Raw genomic sequence first — 15537 nt, 5'->3', positions numbered from 1 at the left:
CCGGGTGTGATGCATCGAATCGGATCCGGGGCAGCCTGATGAGGTCCTTGCAGGAGATTATGCGGCGGCTGTGCTGGGCGGCAGAGGTTAAGGTATCAACGGAAGACAGAGAGATGGCGTTGCAGCGCTTGGTCACAGTCTCGCTGCGGTCTGCCGGTGATTAAAGTATATTGTCTCTATGGCTTAGCCGCGCGGGAGCGGCGAAATCGGGGCGGCATTTACTACTGTGGCAAAGCTGCACCAGCACAGGCCACAATGATCGGCGGCCAATGGGCGGCTCTTGCCAAACCGGGGCCGAAAGAGCGAAACCCCTTGTCATACCCACGCCGGATTCCCCGGTTTGGGCATGTGAATTGAAAACCGAGGGAAAAACTATGAAAAAGGTTCTCTTCGCGACCACCGCGCTGATCGCAACCGCGGGCATGGCTGCTGCTGAAGTCAGCATGTCCGGTTACGGCCGTTTCGGTCTGGACTACAACTCCGCAAACGAGCGCGTTGTTGGCCGTTCCAAAACCAACATCACCAGCCGTCTGCGCCTGCAGTTCGACATGACCGCCGAAACCGACGCTGGCGTTGCATTCAACGCTCGCTACCGCGCACAGGCTGAAAGCCGTGACGGCGTTGCCGGCACCGGCGCATTCAACGGCGCACGTTTTGGCGTGTCGTACAACGGCGTGACCGTGAACGTTGGCAACATCATCGGCGCGGTTGAAAACGCACCCGGTCTGTACGCAACCGGCACCCGTTCGGCTGGTACCGGCATCGACGGCATGGGCTTCCACCAGATTGCCATCAAAACCAACGGCGGCACCGTGTTCAACTGGGACGCGTACTCCTCCGCTGGCGCTGGCTCCAACGGCATCGAAGTTCTGTACTCCGCAGGCGGCTTCACCGGTCACGTGTCCTACTCGCAGCGTAACGGCGGCACCGTTGCCGGTTCCGCAGGCGGCGAAGACCGCACCGGCGTGATGGCGACTTACTCCTTCGGCGACTACTATGTCACCGCAGCGATGCAGTCCTCCTCCGTTCCGCTGAACGACATCACCTTTGCTGCTGCTGGCGGTAACTTCGGTGCATTCGGCGCGAAACTGGCCTACGGTTCCACCGACCAGGTCGACAGCTTCACCCTGGAAGGCAACATGGACATCGGCGCAGCGTCGAACGTTCTGGTTTGGGTGAACTCCGCTGACGCACCGGGCTCCGTGTCCACCGTTAAAGGTGACGGCGGCGTTGACGGCACCTCCTTCGGCATCAACTACCAGTACGACCTGGGTGGCGGCGCCACCGTGGTTGCCGGTTACGTTGACGAAGCCGACGACGACAACCAGTTCCAAGCTGGTGTGTACTTCAGCTTCTAAGCTGAACCACGCTTAGCGTGAAATTGGGGGCGGGCCTGCTTGCAGGCTCGCCCTTTTCTTTTGCCTCTTAACATTTGTCGGCAAACAGTGTTTCTCTGCGCCGAGACCGAACCGCACTTTCATCGCTCGGAGGCCGACCATGTCCCTGGAAGAGATCAAGACACGCATCGCAAAGGCAGAAGAGGCCGCAGGCCGTGCGCCGGGCTCGGTTCATCTGATCGCGGTGTCCAAGGTGCAGCCCAACGAGCGGGTCGAAGCGGTGCTGGAAGAAGGCCACCGTTGTTTTGGTGAAAACCGCGTGCAGGAGGCGGCCGGGAAATGGCCGGGCTTCGCTGAACGGTTCGACGGGATCGATCTGCATCTGATCGGCCCTTTGCAAAGCAACAAGGCCCGTCAGGCGATGGAGCTTTTTGACAGTATCCATTCGGTGGATCGTCCCAAGCTGGCCAAGGCCATCGCCCGGCTGGCGCAGGAGCTGGGCCATTGCCCGGATCTGTTCATTCAGGTCAACACCGGCGAGGAAGAGCAGAAGGCCGGTATTCTTCCAGCCGATGCAGATGCCTTCATCTCCGAATGCCGGGCGCTGGACCTGCCGGTAAAGGGGCTGATGTGCATTCCCCCGGTGGACGAGGAACCGGCGCTGCATTTCGCGCTTCTGGCCAAGATCGCCGCGCGTAACGGGCTGGACGGCCTGTCGATGGGCATGAGCAGCGATTTCGAGACTGCCATCGCGCTTGGCGCCACCCATGTGCGGGTCGGCTCGGCGATTTTTGGCGAGCGGGTCAAGCCGACGGAATAATTACCCGGCTGCCGGGACGGAGCCGCTGCGCGATCCAGCGAAGATCACTGCGGCTGAAGGCAAGGCAGCCTTCGGTCGGATATCCGGGCCTCCTCCACTGGTGGATAAAGATGGCCGATCCGCGCCCCTTGACCGCGTTGGGCCAGTTCCAGTCAGTGATCAGCACCAGATCATATAGGGGATCGGCGCGGCGCAGGCGCTCGTGGCTGAAACCGTGCGGCGCGCGGACCATCAGGTTGTAATCGGGGTCCCTCACATCGTCCGACCACAGATCCCCCGGCCCGATCGGCACCGCCCAATCCGTGGGGGGCAGCATGCGGTCCGGACGGTAGAGCATCCCGGCGATGCGATGTACGCCCACGGGCGTGGCGCCGTCGCCTTCGCGCTTGCTCTGGGTCAGCCCACCCTTGCCGATGGCACAGGGCAGGAGGCGCCCCATGAAGCGCAGACCGCGCGGGGTCAGAACCAGATCCCGGGGCGACAGCGCGGGGGGCATCACAAGAGATGCCCGGATTTCGCCGCCTTGGTCGCGAGATAACCCGCGTTATGGGCGTTTTCGCCGACCTTCAGCGGTACCCGTTCAGCCACCGCGATGCCGGTCTTTTCCATCATGGCAATCTTGTTGGGGTTGTTGGTCATCAGCCGGACGGAGCTGAATCCCATCTCTTTCAGAATCGCAGCGCCAAGGCGGAAATCGCGCTCGTCATCCTCAAACCCCAGCCGGTGGTTTGCCTCGACGGTGTCAAAGCCCTGGTCCTGCAGGCTGTAGGCGCGCATCTTGTTAGCTAGGCCAATGCCGCGGCCTTCCTGGTTGAGGTAGAGCAGCACGCCTGCGCCTTCTTCTCCCATCTGCGCCAGTGCCCCGCGCAGCTGCGGTCCGCAATCGCATTTCAGCGAGCCCAGAACATCGCCTGTGAAACAGGCCGAATGCAGCCGCGCCAGCACGGGTTTGCTGCGGTCGGGGCGGCCGATTTCGACCGCATAATGTTCCTCGGCGCCGTCTTCGGGGCGGAAGATGTGTAACCGGCCCGCCTCGGCAGCGACCATCGGCAGGCGGGCGGCGGCCACCGGATGCAGGGGTGAGCTTTGGCTGAGCAGCGGTTCGGCTGCAGCCCGGGCGATTCGGGTCAACCCGTGCTCGGATGCGAATTGGGGGGGCGTGTTGACGGGCACCAGTAGCGCCGCGGGCAGCAGCCGCGCTGATTTCACCAGGGCAATCGCCAGACGGTGCAGATCGGCGGTTCCGTCGCGCAGGCTGGTGAGCGGGCCTTTCATCGGCGTATTGAGATCATCGGCGGGATCGGCCAGCGCCTGTATCCACTGCAAGGAGGCCTGAGCGGGGACTTGGATGCGCGCGAGATCCTCATCATAGGCGCGCGCCTTCAGGGTTTCGGCGCGCCGGGCGGTCAGCGCCAGCGACACCGGGCCAAGGGACAGAAGCTCCGTCAGCCGCTCGGGCGTCAGGCTTTCGACGGCAATCGCCAGCGCCGCGCTGTCGCCACCCTCCAGCACCACGGGCAGGCCCATGCGCAAATCGACCCGTGCGCGGGCCAGCAATTCAATCATGGTGGGCATCAGGCTCATGCGACCATCCGGAAGTTCGTGACATTATAACAGCCCTTACCTAGGCCCAAATGCAACGGAAGTGAAACAATTCCTGTCTGACGGACACGAGGGCGTGAAACTTCTGCAGCATACCTTGTCGTTGGGGGATGCTGACCGCATCTGTCTGCACACGAACTGGAGGACACCGCCATGGCGCAACTGAAGAAGATTTTGCTGGTAGACGATGACGACGATCTGCGCGAGGCGCTGAGCGAGCAGCTGATCATGACCGAGGACTTTGATGTCTTCGAAGCAGAGAACGGTCAGGCCGCCATGGAGCGGGCCAAGGAAGCGCTCTATGATCTGGTGATCCTCGACGTGGGGCTGCCCGATACAGATGGTCGCGAGCTGTGCCGCCTGCTGCGCAAACAGGGCGTCAAGGCACCGATCCTGATGCTCACCGGCCATGACAGCGACGCCGATACCATTCTCGGCCTTGACGCGGGCGCCAATGACTATGTGACCAAGCCGTTCAAATTCCCGGTGCTGCTGGCTCGGATCCGCGCCCAGCTGCGCACCCATGAACAGTCCGAAGACGCCGTCTTTGCGTTGGGTCCCTATACCTTCAAACCGGCGATGAAGCTGATGGAGACAGAGGACAACCGCAAGATTCGCCTGACCGAGAAGGAAACCAACATCCTGAAGTTCCTCTACCGGTCGAACGACGGTGTGGTGGCGCGCGATGTGCTGCTGCACGAGGTCTGGGGTTATAATGCCGGCGTGACCACTCATACGCTGGAAACCCATATCTATCGTCTGCGCCAGAAGATCGAACCCGATCCCTCCAATGCCCGTATTCTGGTAACGGAATCCGGTGGCTACCGCCTGTCGACCTGACCGGATTGTGACAGTTCGGGGCTTGAAACCTGCGGGGAAAAGCTGTTGACGCAGATCAAAGATCTGTCTGTCAGTCATCTTTACCCTGATCCCATCCCGCGCATATCCGGGTCATGATATGCACCTCCCTGTTGGACTGGGCCGGGCCTTGCGCCCGGCCTTTTTTTGTCTGCGGACTTCCGGGAGTGATAGGGGGAAGCCAGGGAAATAGGCTCTGGTATCCGGCGGGCCGGAAGGGCAAGAATGGCGCCGAGCCGCTGCCATGACCCGCTGTTACGAAAGAGACGCGCAATGCCCTTTACCCTTGCCACCTGGAACATCAACTCTGTCCGCCTGCGCGAGCCGATCGTGCTGAAGCTGCTGCAGGAAGAGGCGCCCGATGTCCTGTGCCTGCAAGAGTGCAAGAGCCCGGTCGACAAGATCCCGATGGAGGGCTTTGCCGCGCTTGGCTATACCCACATGATCGCGCGGGGGCAGAAGGGGTACAACGGCGTCGCCATCCTGTCGCGGATGCCCATCACCGAGGTCGGCAGCATGGATTTTGCCGATCTGGGCCATGCCCGCCATATTGCAGGTCAGCTGGACAATGGCGTCACCATCCACAACTTTTACGTCCCGGCCGGCGGCGACAAACCCGACCGCGAGATCAACGAGAAATTCGGTCAGAAGCTCGACTACCTCACTGGCATGCGGGATTGGTTCCACGGCGAAAAGCCACAGAAATCCATTCTGGTCGGCGACCTCAACATCGCCCCGCGCGAAGACGATGTCTGGGACCACAAGAAACTGCTGAAGATCGTCAGCCACACCCCGGTTGAGGTCGAACACCTCGCCGAGACGCAGGATGCAGGCGACTGGGTCGATATCACCCGGCAGGACATCCCGGATGGGCGACTCTATAGTTGGTGGTCCTACCGGGCAAAGGACTGGGATGCAGCGGATAAGGGGCGGCGTCTGGATCATGTCTGGGCGACGGGCGACATTTCCAGCGCAGGTCACTCTAGCCGCGTTCTGCGGGACGCCCGTGGTTGGGAAAAACCCAGCGATCACGCACCGGTCTTTGCCACCTTCGACCTCTAGGCGCAGGGCGGGGGCGCTCCCGCCTGCTTTGGAGCAATCGTTGATTGCCCCGCCGCAGTTAGGCCGTGCGCCGTGCTGACGCACGGCGCGGTGCCGCGTTCAGACGTCACCGTCGTGGAGAAACAGCAGCGCGGTAACGCGCTGCCCGGCCCAAGGCCGCATGAAGGCGCCTCATGGGGCGTCTGCGGGCGCGGGAGGGCATGCCATCAGTGCAGCCATTTTGCATATTCCGGGCGTTGCGCTTGCATGTCCTGATACAGCCAGACCATCCTGTCAAAGAACCAGAGTTTTCCGCCGACCATCAAGCTGAGACCGAACAGTGTCAGACCTGGGTCCAGCTGCCACACCCCGTAAACCCACGGAACAACGCCCAGCCCGGAGACCAGGGTCAGGATCCTGGCCCATTGCGCGTGATGCGGTGGGATCGGCACCTTGGCACGGTTCAGAAAGACCCGTTCGCCGAAGGTGCCCCGCGCCGCCCAGCTGTCGGTTGTGGCTGGCGGGCCAAAGGCGCGCGGGTTCCACCATGTCCAGATCAGTACCAGAGCAACCGGCGCCAAAGCGCCCCACCCGAGCCAGAGATGAGACCAGACCGCGACGGTCATAAGCGGGAGAATCGACACCCGGCTATAAACGCTCAGCGGGTTTGCGTGACGGGCCCAGGCCGCGTCGTCCATAGCCATCAGGCGCTCGGACAGGGCAAAGATGTCGATGCGCGGAACCGGCACGCGGCAACTCCTCTCTTGGTTTCTTGGCCTTGGGATTCCATATAGGGGGCAAGTTCCAAACGGAGAACAAGAGCATGATGGATATTCTCGGAGGCGCAGGCGCGCCCACGCCCGCAGGTGATCTGATCAAGGACGTCACAGAAGCGACCTTTATGCAGGACGTGGTTGAGGCCTCGATGCAGGCGCCGGTGATCGTCGATTTCTGGGCGCCCTGGTGTGGCCCTTGCAAGACATTGGGTCCGGCGCTGGAGGCGGCTGTCACGCGCGCCAATGGCGCGGTCACCATGGCCAAGATCGATGTGGACCAGAACCAGCGTCTGGCGCAGGCGCTGGCGCAGCAGGGGCTGCCGCTGCAATCAATCCCCACAGTGGTGGCCTTTGTGCAGGGCCGCCCGATCGACATGTTCCAGGGCGCGCTGCCGCCAAGCGAGATCGACGCCTTCCTGAAAAAGGTGATTGAGGCCGCAGGCGGGGAAGCAGGCGGTGGCCTTGGTGAGGCGCTGGAGGCGGCTGAGGAAATGCTCGCCGAAGGCGCAGCGGCCGATGCGGCGCAGACCTTTGCCGCGGTTCTGGGCGAGGATGACAAGAACGCCGCCGCCTATGGTGGTCTGGCGCGGGCGCATATCGCGATGGAAGATCTGGATCAGGCCGAGGCAATTCTGAACGGCGCGCCTGCCGAGATTTCCGACGCGGCCGAGATAGAAGCGGCTCGGGCCCAGATCGAGCTGGCCCGTCAGGCGCAGAATGCCGGTCCGGTAGCCGATCTGCGCGCCAAGGTCGAAGCCGACCCGGCCGACCACGCAGCGCGTTTCGATCTGGCGCAGGCTCTGCATGCGGCTGGTGATGCCGAGGCGGCGGTGTCCGAACTTCTGGAGCTGTTCCGCCGTGATCGCGAATGGAACGACGGCGCGGCCAAGGCGCAGCTCTTCACCATCTTCGAGGCGTTGCCTGCCAACGATCCGGTTGTTCTGAACGGGCGCCGCAAGCTGAGCTCGATGATATTTGCCTAAAGGCACCTGCGCGCTAAACTGAAGGCTATGTTTAAGCCTGCAGATCTGCCTGACACGATTCCCGTGTTTCCCTTGCCCGGGGCGCTATTGCTGCCCCGGTCAAAGCTGCCCCTTCATATCTTCGAACCGCGTTATCTTCAGATGCTGGAAGACACGCTGAAGACGCGCACGCGGCTGATCGGCATGGTACAGCCCTGTCCGCTGCGCAGCGGTGATGCCGAGGGGCTGCATGCCATCGGCTGTGCCGGGCGCATATCGCAATTTTCCGAAACCGATGACGGGCGCTATCTGATCACCCTCTCCGGGATATCCCGGTTCCGGGTGGTGCAAGAATGCGATGGCTTCACGCCCTACCGCCGCTGCGAGGTGAACTGGAGCGGCTTTGAGGGTGATCTGGGCCGGAGCGAACCGGATTGCGGGTTCGAACGGGGGGACCTGCTGGAGCTGTTGGAACGCTTTTTCGCGGCACGCGGCCTGTCGACGGATTGGGAATCGTTGCAGGAGGCCGATGACGAGCTGTTGATCAATTCCCTGTCGATGCTGCTGGATTTCGACCCCGAGGACAAACAGGCCTTGCTAGAGGCGCCCTGCCTTGCCACAAGGCGCGAAACCCTTGTCACCCTGATCGAATTCGCTTTGCGAAGCGGTTCAAGTGAGGACCCCCTGCAATGAGTGAAGAACACACCGCCGCGCCCGCCTTTGACCGTCGCATGCTGGAGGCGCTGGTCTGCCCGGTGACCAATGCAGTTCTGGAATACGACGCCGCGGCGCAGGAGCTGATTTCCAAACCTGCCAATCTGGCCTTCCCGATCCGCAATGGGATCCCGGTGATGCTGGTGGACGAGGCCCGCCCGCTGGAGTGAGGCGAAGCTTGGATACTCCCGCGTCCGGCCTGTCCTTTGGCTTTGCCAAAACAAAGGCGCGGCCTAAGGTCCGGCGCCGCACTAACGCGCGGCGCGGTTGCGTCCTGATCAGATGGGTTTGCCCTGCAACAGTCGCGGCAGATCGCCGGTCAGCCCGGCGGCTTCGCGCATGAAGCCGCGGCGCAGGCCCGGGACGGCGCCTGCCAGACCCATGCCGATATCGCGACCAAGCCGCAGCAGCGGGTTGTCGTTCGAGAACAGCTTGTTGAAGGTATCCGTCGCCAGCGCCAGCGTTGCGGTGTCAAAGCGGCGCCACTGCTGATAGCGGTCCAGCACCAGCGATGATCCGATATCCTCGCCGCGCCGGGTGGCCTCGGTCAGCACCTCGGCCAGGGCGCCGACATCGCGCAGCCCGGCGTTGAGACCCTGGCCAGCAATTGGATGCATGCCGTGGGCCGCATCGCCGATCAGCGCCATACGGTCCCCGATAAAACTGTTGGCGAGCGTCAGGTTCAGCGGATAGGTAAAGCGCTTACCCGCAAGAGAAATCTCACCCAGGAAATCGCCAAACCGGGGTTTCAGTGCGGCGATGTAATCGGCGTCGTTCAGGCCCTGAATGGCTTCAGCGGTCTCTGTCTTTTCACTCCAGACGATGGAGGAGCGGTTGCCGGGCAGGGGCAGGATGGCCAGCGGCCCCGCTGGCATGAAGAACTGATGCGCGATGCCGTGGTGGGGTTTTTCATGGTCGATGGCGCAGACCAGCGCGGTCTGGCCGTAGTCCCAGCCGGTGCGTTTGATCCCGGCGCGGGCGGCGGTGCCGCTTTTTCGTCCGTCCGAGCCGACCAGCATGCGACCGCGCAGCTCGGCGCCATCATCCAGCGTCAGGGTGACGCCGCTCTGATCCGGTGCCTGCGCCACCACGCGGCGGCCATTCACCGTGGTGATCCGGGGCGCGTCCTCCATCGCCTGCTGAAAGGCGCGGCGCAGAAAGCGATCCTCGACCATATAGCCCATCGGCCCGTCTTCGATCTCGGTATGGTCGAAATGGATGAAGAACGGCGCGGGCCCCTCTCCGGCGTGTCCGTCGGAGGCCTTGATCTCCAGCATCGGCTGCGCATTGTCCGCGACGTGTTGCCAAACGCCGATCCGGTCGAGCAGACGTTTGGAGGCCAGCGCCAGCGCATAGCCGCGCCCGTCGAAGCCTTCGTCCTTCAGGGCGACCTTGGGCAGCGCATCGATGACGGTGACGCTGTGGCCGGTCTGGGCCAGCGCCAGGGCCAGGGCAGGGCCGTTCAGCCCGCCGCCGACAATCAGGATATCGGAGCTGTTCTTCATGCCCTGCAATATGCGCCTTGCATTCGGAATGTCCATCGCATTGTCCGGTCTTGCGAGTGCGCGGGATTGTCCCTCAGCGCTGCTGCCGTTACCGTCCCCGGCAAAACATATGGAACACGCGACGGGAGACTTTGCGGATGCAGGACTGGCTGAAGATGACGGCTGCGGATCTGGGGCGCGGCATTGGGGCAGGGGAGATCGATCCTGTTGCGCTGACCAAATGCTATCTGGAGGCCATTGACGCGCATCCGCTGCGCGACCGGATCTATACCGAGGTCACGCATGAGCGCGCCCTGGCCGAAGCGGAAGCCGCGGCCGAGCGGGCGCGGATGGATTTGCGGCGCTCGCCGCTGGATGGGGTGCCGATCAGCTGGAAAGACCTGTTCGACAGTGCCGGAACCGGTACCGAGGCGGGATCGGACCTGCTCAAAGGCCGGGTGCCGGATCAGGACGCACGGGTTCTGGCCAATGCCACCGCCATGGGCACCGTCTGCCTGGGCAAAACCCACATGAGCGAGCTTGCCTTCTCCGGGCTGGGACTGAACCCGGTTAAGGAAACCCCGCCCTGCGTCAATGATGAAGGCGCGGCGCCGGGGGGATCGTCCTCTGGTGCGGCGGCTTCGGTCGCCTTTGGTCTGGCGGCCTGCGGCATCGGTTCGGACACCGGCGGTTCGGTGCGCATCCCTTCGGCCTGGAACAATCTTGTGGGGCTTAAGACCACGGCAGGTCGGATCAGCCTAGAGGGCGTGGTGCCTCTGTGCCTGAAGTTCGACACTGTCGGTCCGCTGGCGCGTTCGGTCGAAGATGCGGGCCTGATGCTGGGGCTGCTGGAGGGCACCAAGGGGCCGGACCTGCGCAACCCACCGTCGCTGCAGGGGCGCCGCTTTGCCGATCTGCGCACCGTGGCGCGCGATGATCTGGAGCCTGAAGTCGCCGCTGCCCATGTGGAGTGTCTGGGCAAGCTGAAGGCGGCCGGCGCAGAGATCGTACCGCTGGAGGTGCCGGAGCTGCAGGACGCCATGGACCTGAGCGGAATTCTTTATACCACAGAGGCTTATGGTCTGTGGAAGGATGTGATCGAGGCGAGCCCGGATCTGATGTTTGCCGAAATCCTGGAGCGGTTCCGCGCTGGCGGTCAGCACAGTGGTCCCGATTATGTGGCGGCCTGGGCCAAGCTGGAACAATGCAGGATGGTCTGGGATCAGGCGGTGGCGGGCTTTGACGCGGTTCTAACGCCCTCCTGCCCGATTCTGCCGCCGAACATGGCACAACTGCAAAGCGATCATGACTATTACGTCCGGGCCAATCTTCTGACCCTGCGCAATACCCGGATCGGCAACCTGATGGGGCTTTGCGCGCTGTCCTTGCCCACGAGTAAACCCAGCTGCGGCTTGCAGCTATTGGGGCAACCGGATTGCGAAGAGGCACTGTTGCGGATCGGGGCCAGCGTCGAGGCGGCGCTGTGTTGATCTGACGGCTATCGCACGTTGTTGCAAAAGCACAACTGGACCGTGGGTGCCCTATGCGGCTGGACGCAGGCGCCCACGCTCTGTACCTTATCTGCAAACGGGGCGCTAATGATCCCGAAACTGAGGCAATTGTGATGAACTTCCCAGAGCGGTTTTCGAACCTGCCGCCCTATGCGTTTCCGCGTCTGCGGGCGCTGCTAGACCACCATACGCCCGGCGGGGATGTGGTGCATATGACCATTGGTGAGCCGAAACACACCTTTCCCGCCTGGGTCACGGATGTGATCGCGGAGAATGCGGCCGGGTTTAACAACTACCCGCCAAACGAAGGCTCCGAGGAACTGCGCGGCGCAATGTCTGACTGGATCGCGCGCCGCTATGGCGTGAAGATGGATGCGGACCGGCAGGTAATGGCGCTGAACGGCACCCGCGAAGGGCTCTACAATGCGGCGATGGCCCTGTGCCCGGAAACCAAGAACGGCGCCCGCCCTGCGGTGCTGATCCCGAATCCGTTTTATCAGGTCTACATGGTGGCGACGATTTCCGTCGGGGCCGAGCCGGTGTTTGTGCCTGCCACAGCCGAAACCGGCCATCTGCCCGATTACGCCAGCCTGCCCACCGAGGTGCTGGACCGCACAGCGGTGGCCTATATCTGCTCGCCTGCCAACCCGCAGGGCGCAGTGGCCACGCGCGAATACTGGGCCGATCTGATCCGGCTGGCGGAAAAGCATGACTTCCGCATTTTCGCCGACGAATGCTACTCCGAAATCTACCGCGACGCTGCGCCCGTAGGCGCGCTGACCGTAGCGCAGGAACTGGGCGCCGATCCCGAACGTGTGGTGTTGTTCAACTCCCTGTCGAAACGTTCGAACCTGCCCGGGCTGCGTGCTGGTCTGATCGCGGGCGGCCCCGAATGCATTGCCCGCCTCAAACAGCTGCGCGCCTATAGCGGCGCACCGATGCCCGGCCCGTTGCAGGCTGCGGCAGCGCGTGTCTGGGCCGATGAGGCGCACGTAGAGGAAAACCGTGCGCTCTATCAGGAGAAATACCAGATCGCCGATCAGGTGTTTGACGGTCTGGATGGCTACATGTCCCCCGAAGCCGGGTTCTTCCTGTGGCTACCGGTCAAGGACGGCGGCGAGGCGGCAGCGCTGAAGCTGTGGCAGGAAACCGGCGTGCGGGTGCTGCCAGGCGCCTATCTGGCGCAAGGCGCGCCGGGGCAGAACCCGGGCGAAGGATATATCCGCGTGGCGCTGGTCGCCCCGGCGGAGGCAACACAGACGGCGCTGACCACCCTGCGCAGCTGCCTGTACTGATACGACTGCCACGCGGCCCCGGCTGGGGGCGCGCGGCCAAAATCAATAGACCACCGGATGCCAGGATCCCGCGGCACAAGCGGGGCAGGCGCCAAAAAATGGAACCGAGGTAGGCATGGCATTTCAAACCCGCAGCCGCGATCCGTTGCTTGACAGCAACATGCAGGCAGCCATCGAAAAGCGCGGTAAGGAACTGATCGGGATCGCCCTTCTGGGGCTGGGCCTGATGGCCGCCGCGATGATCGGCTCTTATACGCCGGATGATCCCAACTGGATGGTCTCCACCGATGCGCCGGTTCAGAACTGGATGGGCCGGATGGGGGCTTCTGTGGCGGCGCCGCTGTTCATGGTTGTCGGTTGGGGCGGCGTGGCCCTCGCGGTGACGCTGCTCGCCTGGGGTGTTCGCTTCCTGCTGCATCAGGGCGCCGAGCGGGTCATCGGGCGGATCGTCTTTGCACCGGTTCTGATCGCCGTGGGCTCGGTCTATGCAGCGACGCTGGTGCCGGGCGCAGAATGGCGCGCCACTCATAGTTTTGGCCTTGGGGGTCTGTTTGGCGATACCGTGATGGGGGCGCTCCTGACGCTGGTGCCGATCAGTTCGCATTTCGCGGTCAAGCTGATGTCGCTGCTGATGGCCATTGGCATGCTGGCGCTTGGCACGTTTGTCTGCGGCTTTTCGCGTGCGGAACTGCAGCGGGCCGGACGGTTCCTGCTGGTCGGTCTTATCCTGGCCTATGGCACGCTTGCCAGCCTTCTGGGCCGTGGCGCCTCCAGCGGTGTCCAGGCGGCGCTGTCCTATCGTGAAAAACGCGCTGCCGCCGCAGAACAGGCAAGGGCCGCCGAAGATGACACGGCCTGGTTCGGACAGGAGGAGGAAGAGCCTCAGATGTTCGAAACCGATGTGACTGCGCCTCCGCCGATCGAGGTCGCAGCGCCTGCCGCACCGACAAAAACCGGATTGTTCTCTCGGGTGCCCAATCTGATCCGCCGCGCTGATCCCGATTTGGCTAATGCGCCGATGCCGCAGCCCGAGTTGGTCGAGAGCGCACCGCAGATCAGTGATGAGGATCTGCCGGGTGATGACCGGATTTCGCAGAAGATCGCAAATGCCGTGCGTGTGCGTCGCGCTGCTGGGCAGCCGCCGGAACCCGATCCGAACCTGCCCCTGACCAAGGGGCGCGGTCGCCGCCCTGAGCCGCTGGTCTTCAATCCCGATCCCGCGCCCCATGCGGGGCTGCCGCCCGAACCACCACTGACCGCAGCGCATGCCCCTGCTGCTCCGGCAGAATTCAGTGCCGAGGCGCCTGCCGCCCCCGGGCTGTCGCAGGTTCCGCCCGCGCCGACCGTTGGGGCGCCTGCAGCAGACACCGGATATGGCGCCGATCTGGAGCCCGATCGGGTCCCAGCCGAGGAGTTGCCGACCCACGCGCCTGCTGAAGCCGCTGAGCCCGCGATCACGGCTCGCGCAGAGCAACCCGCCGAGGGCCTGACCATCCCGGTGGCAGAGCCGCGCAAGGTGGTTGTGGAGCAGCCCCAGCGCCGCGCGCCGGAGCCATCGACCCGCGCCAAGGCGGAAGCCCAGCCGCGGCTGGCCTTTGAAGAGAACGATTCCAGTGATTTCGACCTGCCGCCGCTGTCGCTGTTGGCCAATCCTGCCGCGGTCGAGCGTCATCATCTGAGCGATGAGGCGCTGGAAGAGAACGCGCGGATGCTGGAATCGGTGCTCGATGACTATGGCGTCAAGGGTGAGATCGTCTCGGTCCGTCCCGGCCCCGTCGTCACCATGTACGAACTGGAACCAGCGCCGGGCCTGAAGGCCAGCCGGGTGATCGGTCTGGCGGATGATATCGCCCGCTCCATGTCAGCCCTGTCGGCGCGTGTTTCGACCGTGCCGGGCCGCTCGGTGATCGGCATCGAACTGCCCAATGAAAAACGGGAAATGGTCAGCTTCCGCGAAATCCTGTCGAGCCGCGATTATGGCGATGGCACCCAGAACCTGCCGCTGGCGCTGGGCAAGGATATCGGTGGCGACGCCATGGTGGCGGACCTTTCGAAGATGCCGCACCTATTGATCGCGGGTACCACCGGATCCGGTAAATCGGTGGCGATCAACACCATGATCCTGTCACTGCTGTACAAGCTGACACCGGATGAATGCCGCCTGATCATGATCGACCCCAAGATGTTGGAACTCTCTGTCTATGATGGCATCCCGCATCTTCTGTCGCCTGTTGTGACCGATCCGAAAAAGGCGGTCGTCGCCCTGAAATGGGTCGTGGGCGAGATGGAAGACCGCTATCGCAAGATGTCCAAGATGGGCGTGCGCAATATCGCAGGCTACAATGGTCGCGTGAAAGAGGCGCTTGCCAAGGGTGAGATGTTCTCCCGCACAGTGCAGACCGGGTTTGACGATGACACCGGCGAGCCAGTGTTCGAGACCGAAGAGTTCGCACCCGAGGCACTGCCCTATATCGTTGTGATCGTCGACGAGATGGCCGACCTGATGATGGTGGCTGGCAAGGAAATCGAAGCCTGCATTCAGCGTCTGGCGCAGATGGCGAGGGCTTCGGGCATTCACCTGATCATGGCCACTCAGCGTCCCTCGGTCGATGTGATCACCGGTACCATCAAGGCGAACTTCCCCACCCGGATTTCCTTCCAGGTGACCGGCAAGATCGATAGCCGCACCATCCTTGGCGAAATGGGCGCCGAGCAGCTGCTGGGGATGGGTGATATGCTCTATATGGCGGGCGGCGCCAAGATCACCCGCTGCCACGGTCCCTTCGTGTCGGATGAAGAGGTCGAGGAAGTCGTCACCCATCTGAAGCAATTCGGCCCGCCTGCCTATGTGGGCACGGTTCTGGATGGCCCGGATGACGAGAAGGCCGACGACATCGACGCGGTTCTGGGGCTGTCCACCGGCGGCAATACCACGGGCGAGGATGCGCTGTATGACTCCGCCGTGCAGATCGTGATCAAGGACCGCAAGTGCTCTACCTCTTACATCCAGCGCAAACTGGCGATTGGCTATAACAAGGCCGCGCGTCTGGTTGAGCAGATGGAGGACGAAGGGCTGGTGTCTCCGGCGAACCATGTCGGCAAACGGGAAATCCTAGTCCCCGAACAGTAGATCGGCG

The 15537-nt window shown here is 63.1% G+C and carries 14 protein-coding genes; 10 read left to right on the top strand and 4 right to left on the bottom strand.

All coding sequences use genetic code 11. The annotated features are described in order from the left end of the window. Nucleotides 1-374 precede the first annotated feature (374 nt). Both JL2886_RS09990 and JL2886_RS09985 read left to right on the top strand, forming a co-directional pair. Nucleotides 375-1358: a porin gene (locus JL2886_RS09990; RefSeq protein WP_065271865.1), complete on the top strand. Its 984-nt coding sequence runs from the start codon at nt 375-377 to the stop codon at nt 1356-1358. Between the two features lie 139 nt (nt 1359-1497). Continuing rightward, nucleotides 1498-2157, top strand: a complete 660-nt coding sequence (locus JL2886_RS09985; RefSeq protein ID WP_065271864.1) for a YggS family pyridoxal phosphate-dependent enzyme — start codon at nt 1498-1500, stop codon at nt 2155-2157. On the opposite strand, the gene JL2886_RS09980 is transcribed toward JL2886_RS09985, so the two are convergent. After that, nucleotides 2141-2641: a L,D-transpeptidase family protein gene (locus JL2886_RS09980; protein WP_065273630.1), complete on the bottom strand. Its 501-nt coding sequence runs from the start codon at nt 2639-2641 to the stop codon at nt 2141-2143. The two genes, JL2886_RS09985 and JL2886_RS09980, sit on opposite strands and share 17 nt — an antisense overlap. Before the next feature lie 11 nt (nt 2642-2652). Continuing rightward, nucleotides 2653-3741, bottom strand: a complete 1089-nt coding sequence (ribA, locus tag JL2886_RS09975) for a GTP cyclohydrolase II (RefSeq protein ID WP_065271863.1) — start codon at nt 3739-3741, stop codon at nt 2653-2655. A gap of 171 nt (nt 3742-3912) precedes the next feature. Here ribA and JL2886_RS09970 point away from each other — a divergent pair, with 171 nt between their 5' ends. Together JL2886_RS09970 and JL2886_RS09965 are read left to right on the top strand one after the other, a co-directional pair. After that, on the top strand, nt 3913-4599 hold the full coding sequence (locus JL2886_RS09970; RefSeq protein ID WP_065271862.1) for a response regulator transcription factor: 687 nt from the start codon (nt 3913-3915) through the stop codon (nt 4597-4599). Nucleotides 4600-4890: 291 nt separating this feature from the next. Beyond that, nucleotides 4891-5679 (top strand): exodeoxyribonuclease III, encoded by a 789-nt coding sequence (locus JL2886_RS09965; protein ID WP_065271861.1) that lies wholly within the window; start codon nt 4891-4893, stop codon nt 5677-5679. 206 nt (nt 5680-5885) lie between these two features. On the opposite strand, the gene JL2886_RS09960 is transcribed toward JL2886_RS09965, so the two are convergent. Next, a complete protein-coding gene (locus tag JL2886_RS09960) occupies nt 5886-6407 on the bottom strand; it encodes a DUF6653 family protein (RefSeq protein WP_237028354.1) in 522 nt (173 codons plus the stop codon). Nucleotides 6408-6481: 74 nt separating this feature from the next. Here JL2886_RS09960 and JL2886_RS09955 point away from each other — a divergent pair, with 74 nt between their 5' ends. The 3 genes from JL2886_RS09955 to JL2886_RS09945 are packed head-to-tail and all read left to right on the top strand — an operon-like array spanning nt 6482 to nt 8280. After that, nucleotides 6482-7417, top strand: a complete 936-nt coding sequence (locus JL2886_RS09955) for a tetratricopeptide repeat protein (protein ID WP_065271860.1) — start codon at nt 6482-6484, stop codon at nt 7415-7417. Nucleotides 7418-7444: 27 nt separating this feature from the next. Next, nucleotides 7445-8089: an LON peptidase substrate-binding domain-containing protein gene (locus JL2886_RS09950; protein ID WP_065271859.1), complete on the top strand. Its 645-nt coding sequence runs from the start codon at nt 7445-7447 to the stop codon at nt 8087-8089. Beyond that, nucleotides 8086-8280: a Trm112 family protein gene (locus JL2886_RS09945; protein WP_065271858.1), complete on the top strand. Its 195-nt coding sequence runs from the start codon at nt 8086-8088 to the stop codon at nt 8278-8280. The genes JL2886_RS09950 and JL2886_RS09945 overlap by 4 nt, the downstream gene beginning before the upstream one ends. A 108-nt stretch (nt 8281-8388) precedes the next feature. Here JL2886_RS09945 and JL2886_RS09940 read toward each other — a convergent pair whose 3' ends face one another. After that, on the bottom strand, nt 8389-9615 hold the full coding sequence (locus JL2886_RS09940; RefSeq protein ID WP_065271857.1) for a UbiH/UbiF/VisC/COQ6 family ubiquinone biosynthesis hydroxylase: 1227 nt from the start codon (nt 9613-9615) through the stop codon (nt 8389-8391). A gap of 137 nt (nt 9616-9752) precedes the next feature. On the opposite strand from JL2886_RS09940, the gene JL2886_RS09935 reads away from it, so the two are divergent. The 3 genes from JL2886_RS09935 to JL2886_RS09925 all read left to right on the top strand — a co-directional run bounded on the left by JL2886_RS09935 (nt 9753) and on the right by JL2886_RS09925 (nt 15530). Next, nucleotides 9753-11084 (top strand): amidase, encoded by a 1332-nt coding sequence (locus JL2886_RS09935; RefSeq protein ID WP_065271856.1) that lies wholly within the window; start codon nt 9753-9755, stop codon nt 11082-11084. Between the two features lie 134 nt (nt 11085-11218). Continuing rightward, nucleotides 11219-12400 carry an aminotransferase class I/II-fold pyridoxal phosphate-dependent enzyme gene (locus JL2886_RS09930; RefSeq protein WP_065273628.1) on the top strand — a complete coding sequence of 394 codons (1182 nt, stop codon included), beginning with the start codon at nt 11219-11221 and terminating at the stop codon, nt 12398-12400. A 115-nt stretch (nt 12401-12515) separates the two neighbouring features. Beyond that, nucleotides 12516-15530, top strand: coding sequence for a DNA translocase FtsK 4TM domain-containing protein (locus JL2886_RS09925; RefSeq protein WP_065271855.1), 3015 nt, complete (start codon nt 12516-12518; stop codon nt 15528-15530). Nucleotides 15531-15537 lie beyond the last annotated feature (7 nt).

The sequence above is a fragment of the Phaeobacter gallaeciensis genome (assembly GCF_001678945.1).
GTDB lineage: Bacteria > Pseudomonadota > Alphaproteobacteria > Rhodobacterales > Rhodobacteraceae > Phycobacter > Phycobacter gallaeciensis_A.
The sequence above is the reverse complement of the archived record's forward strand: the minus strand, read 5'-3'. Positions and strand labels throughout refer to the sequence as shown.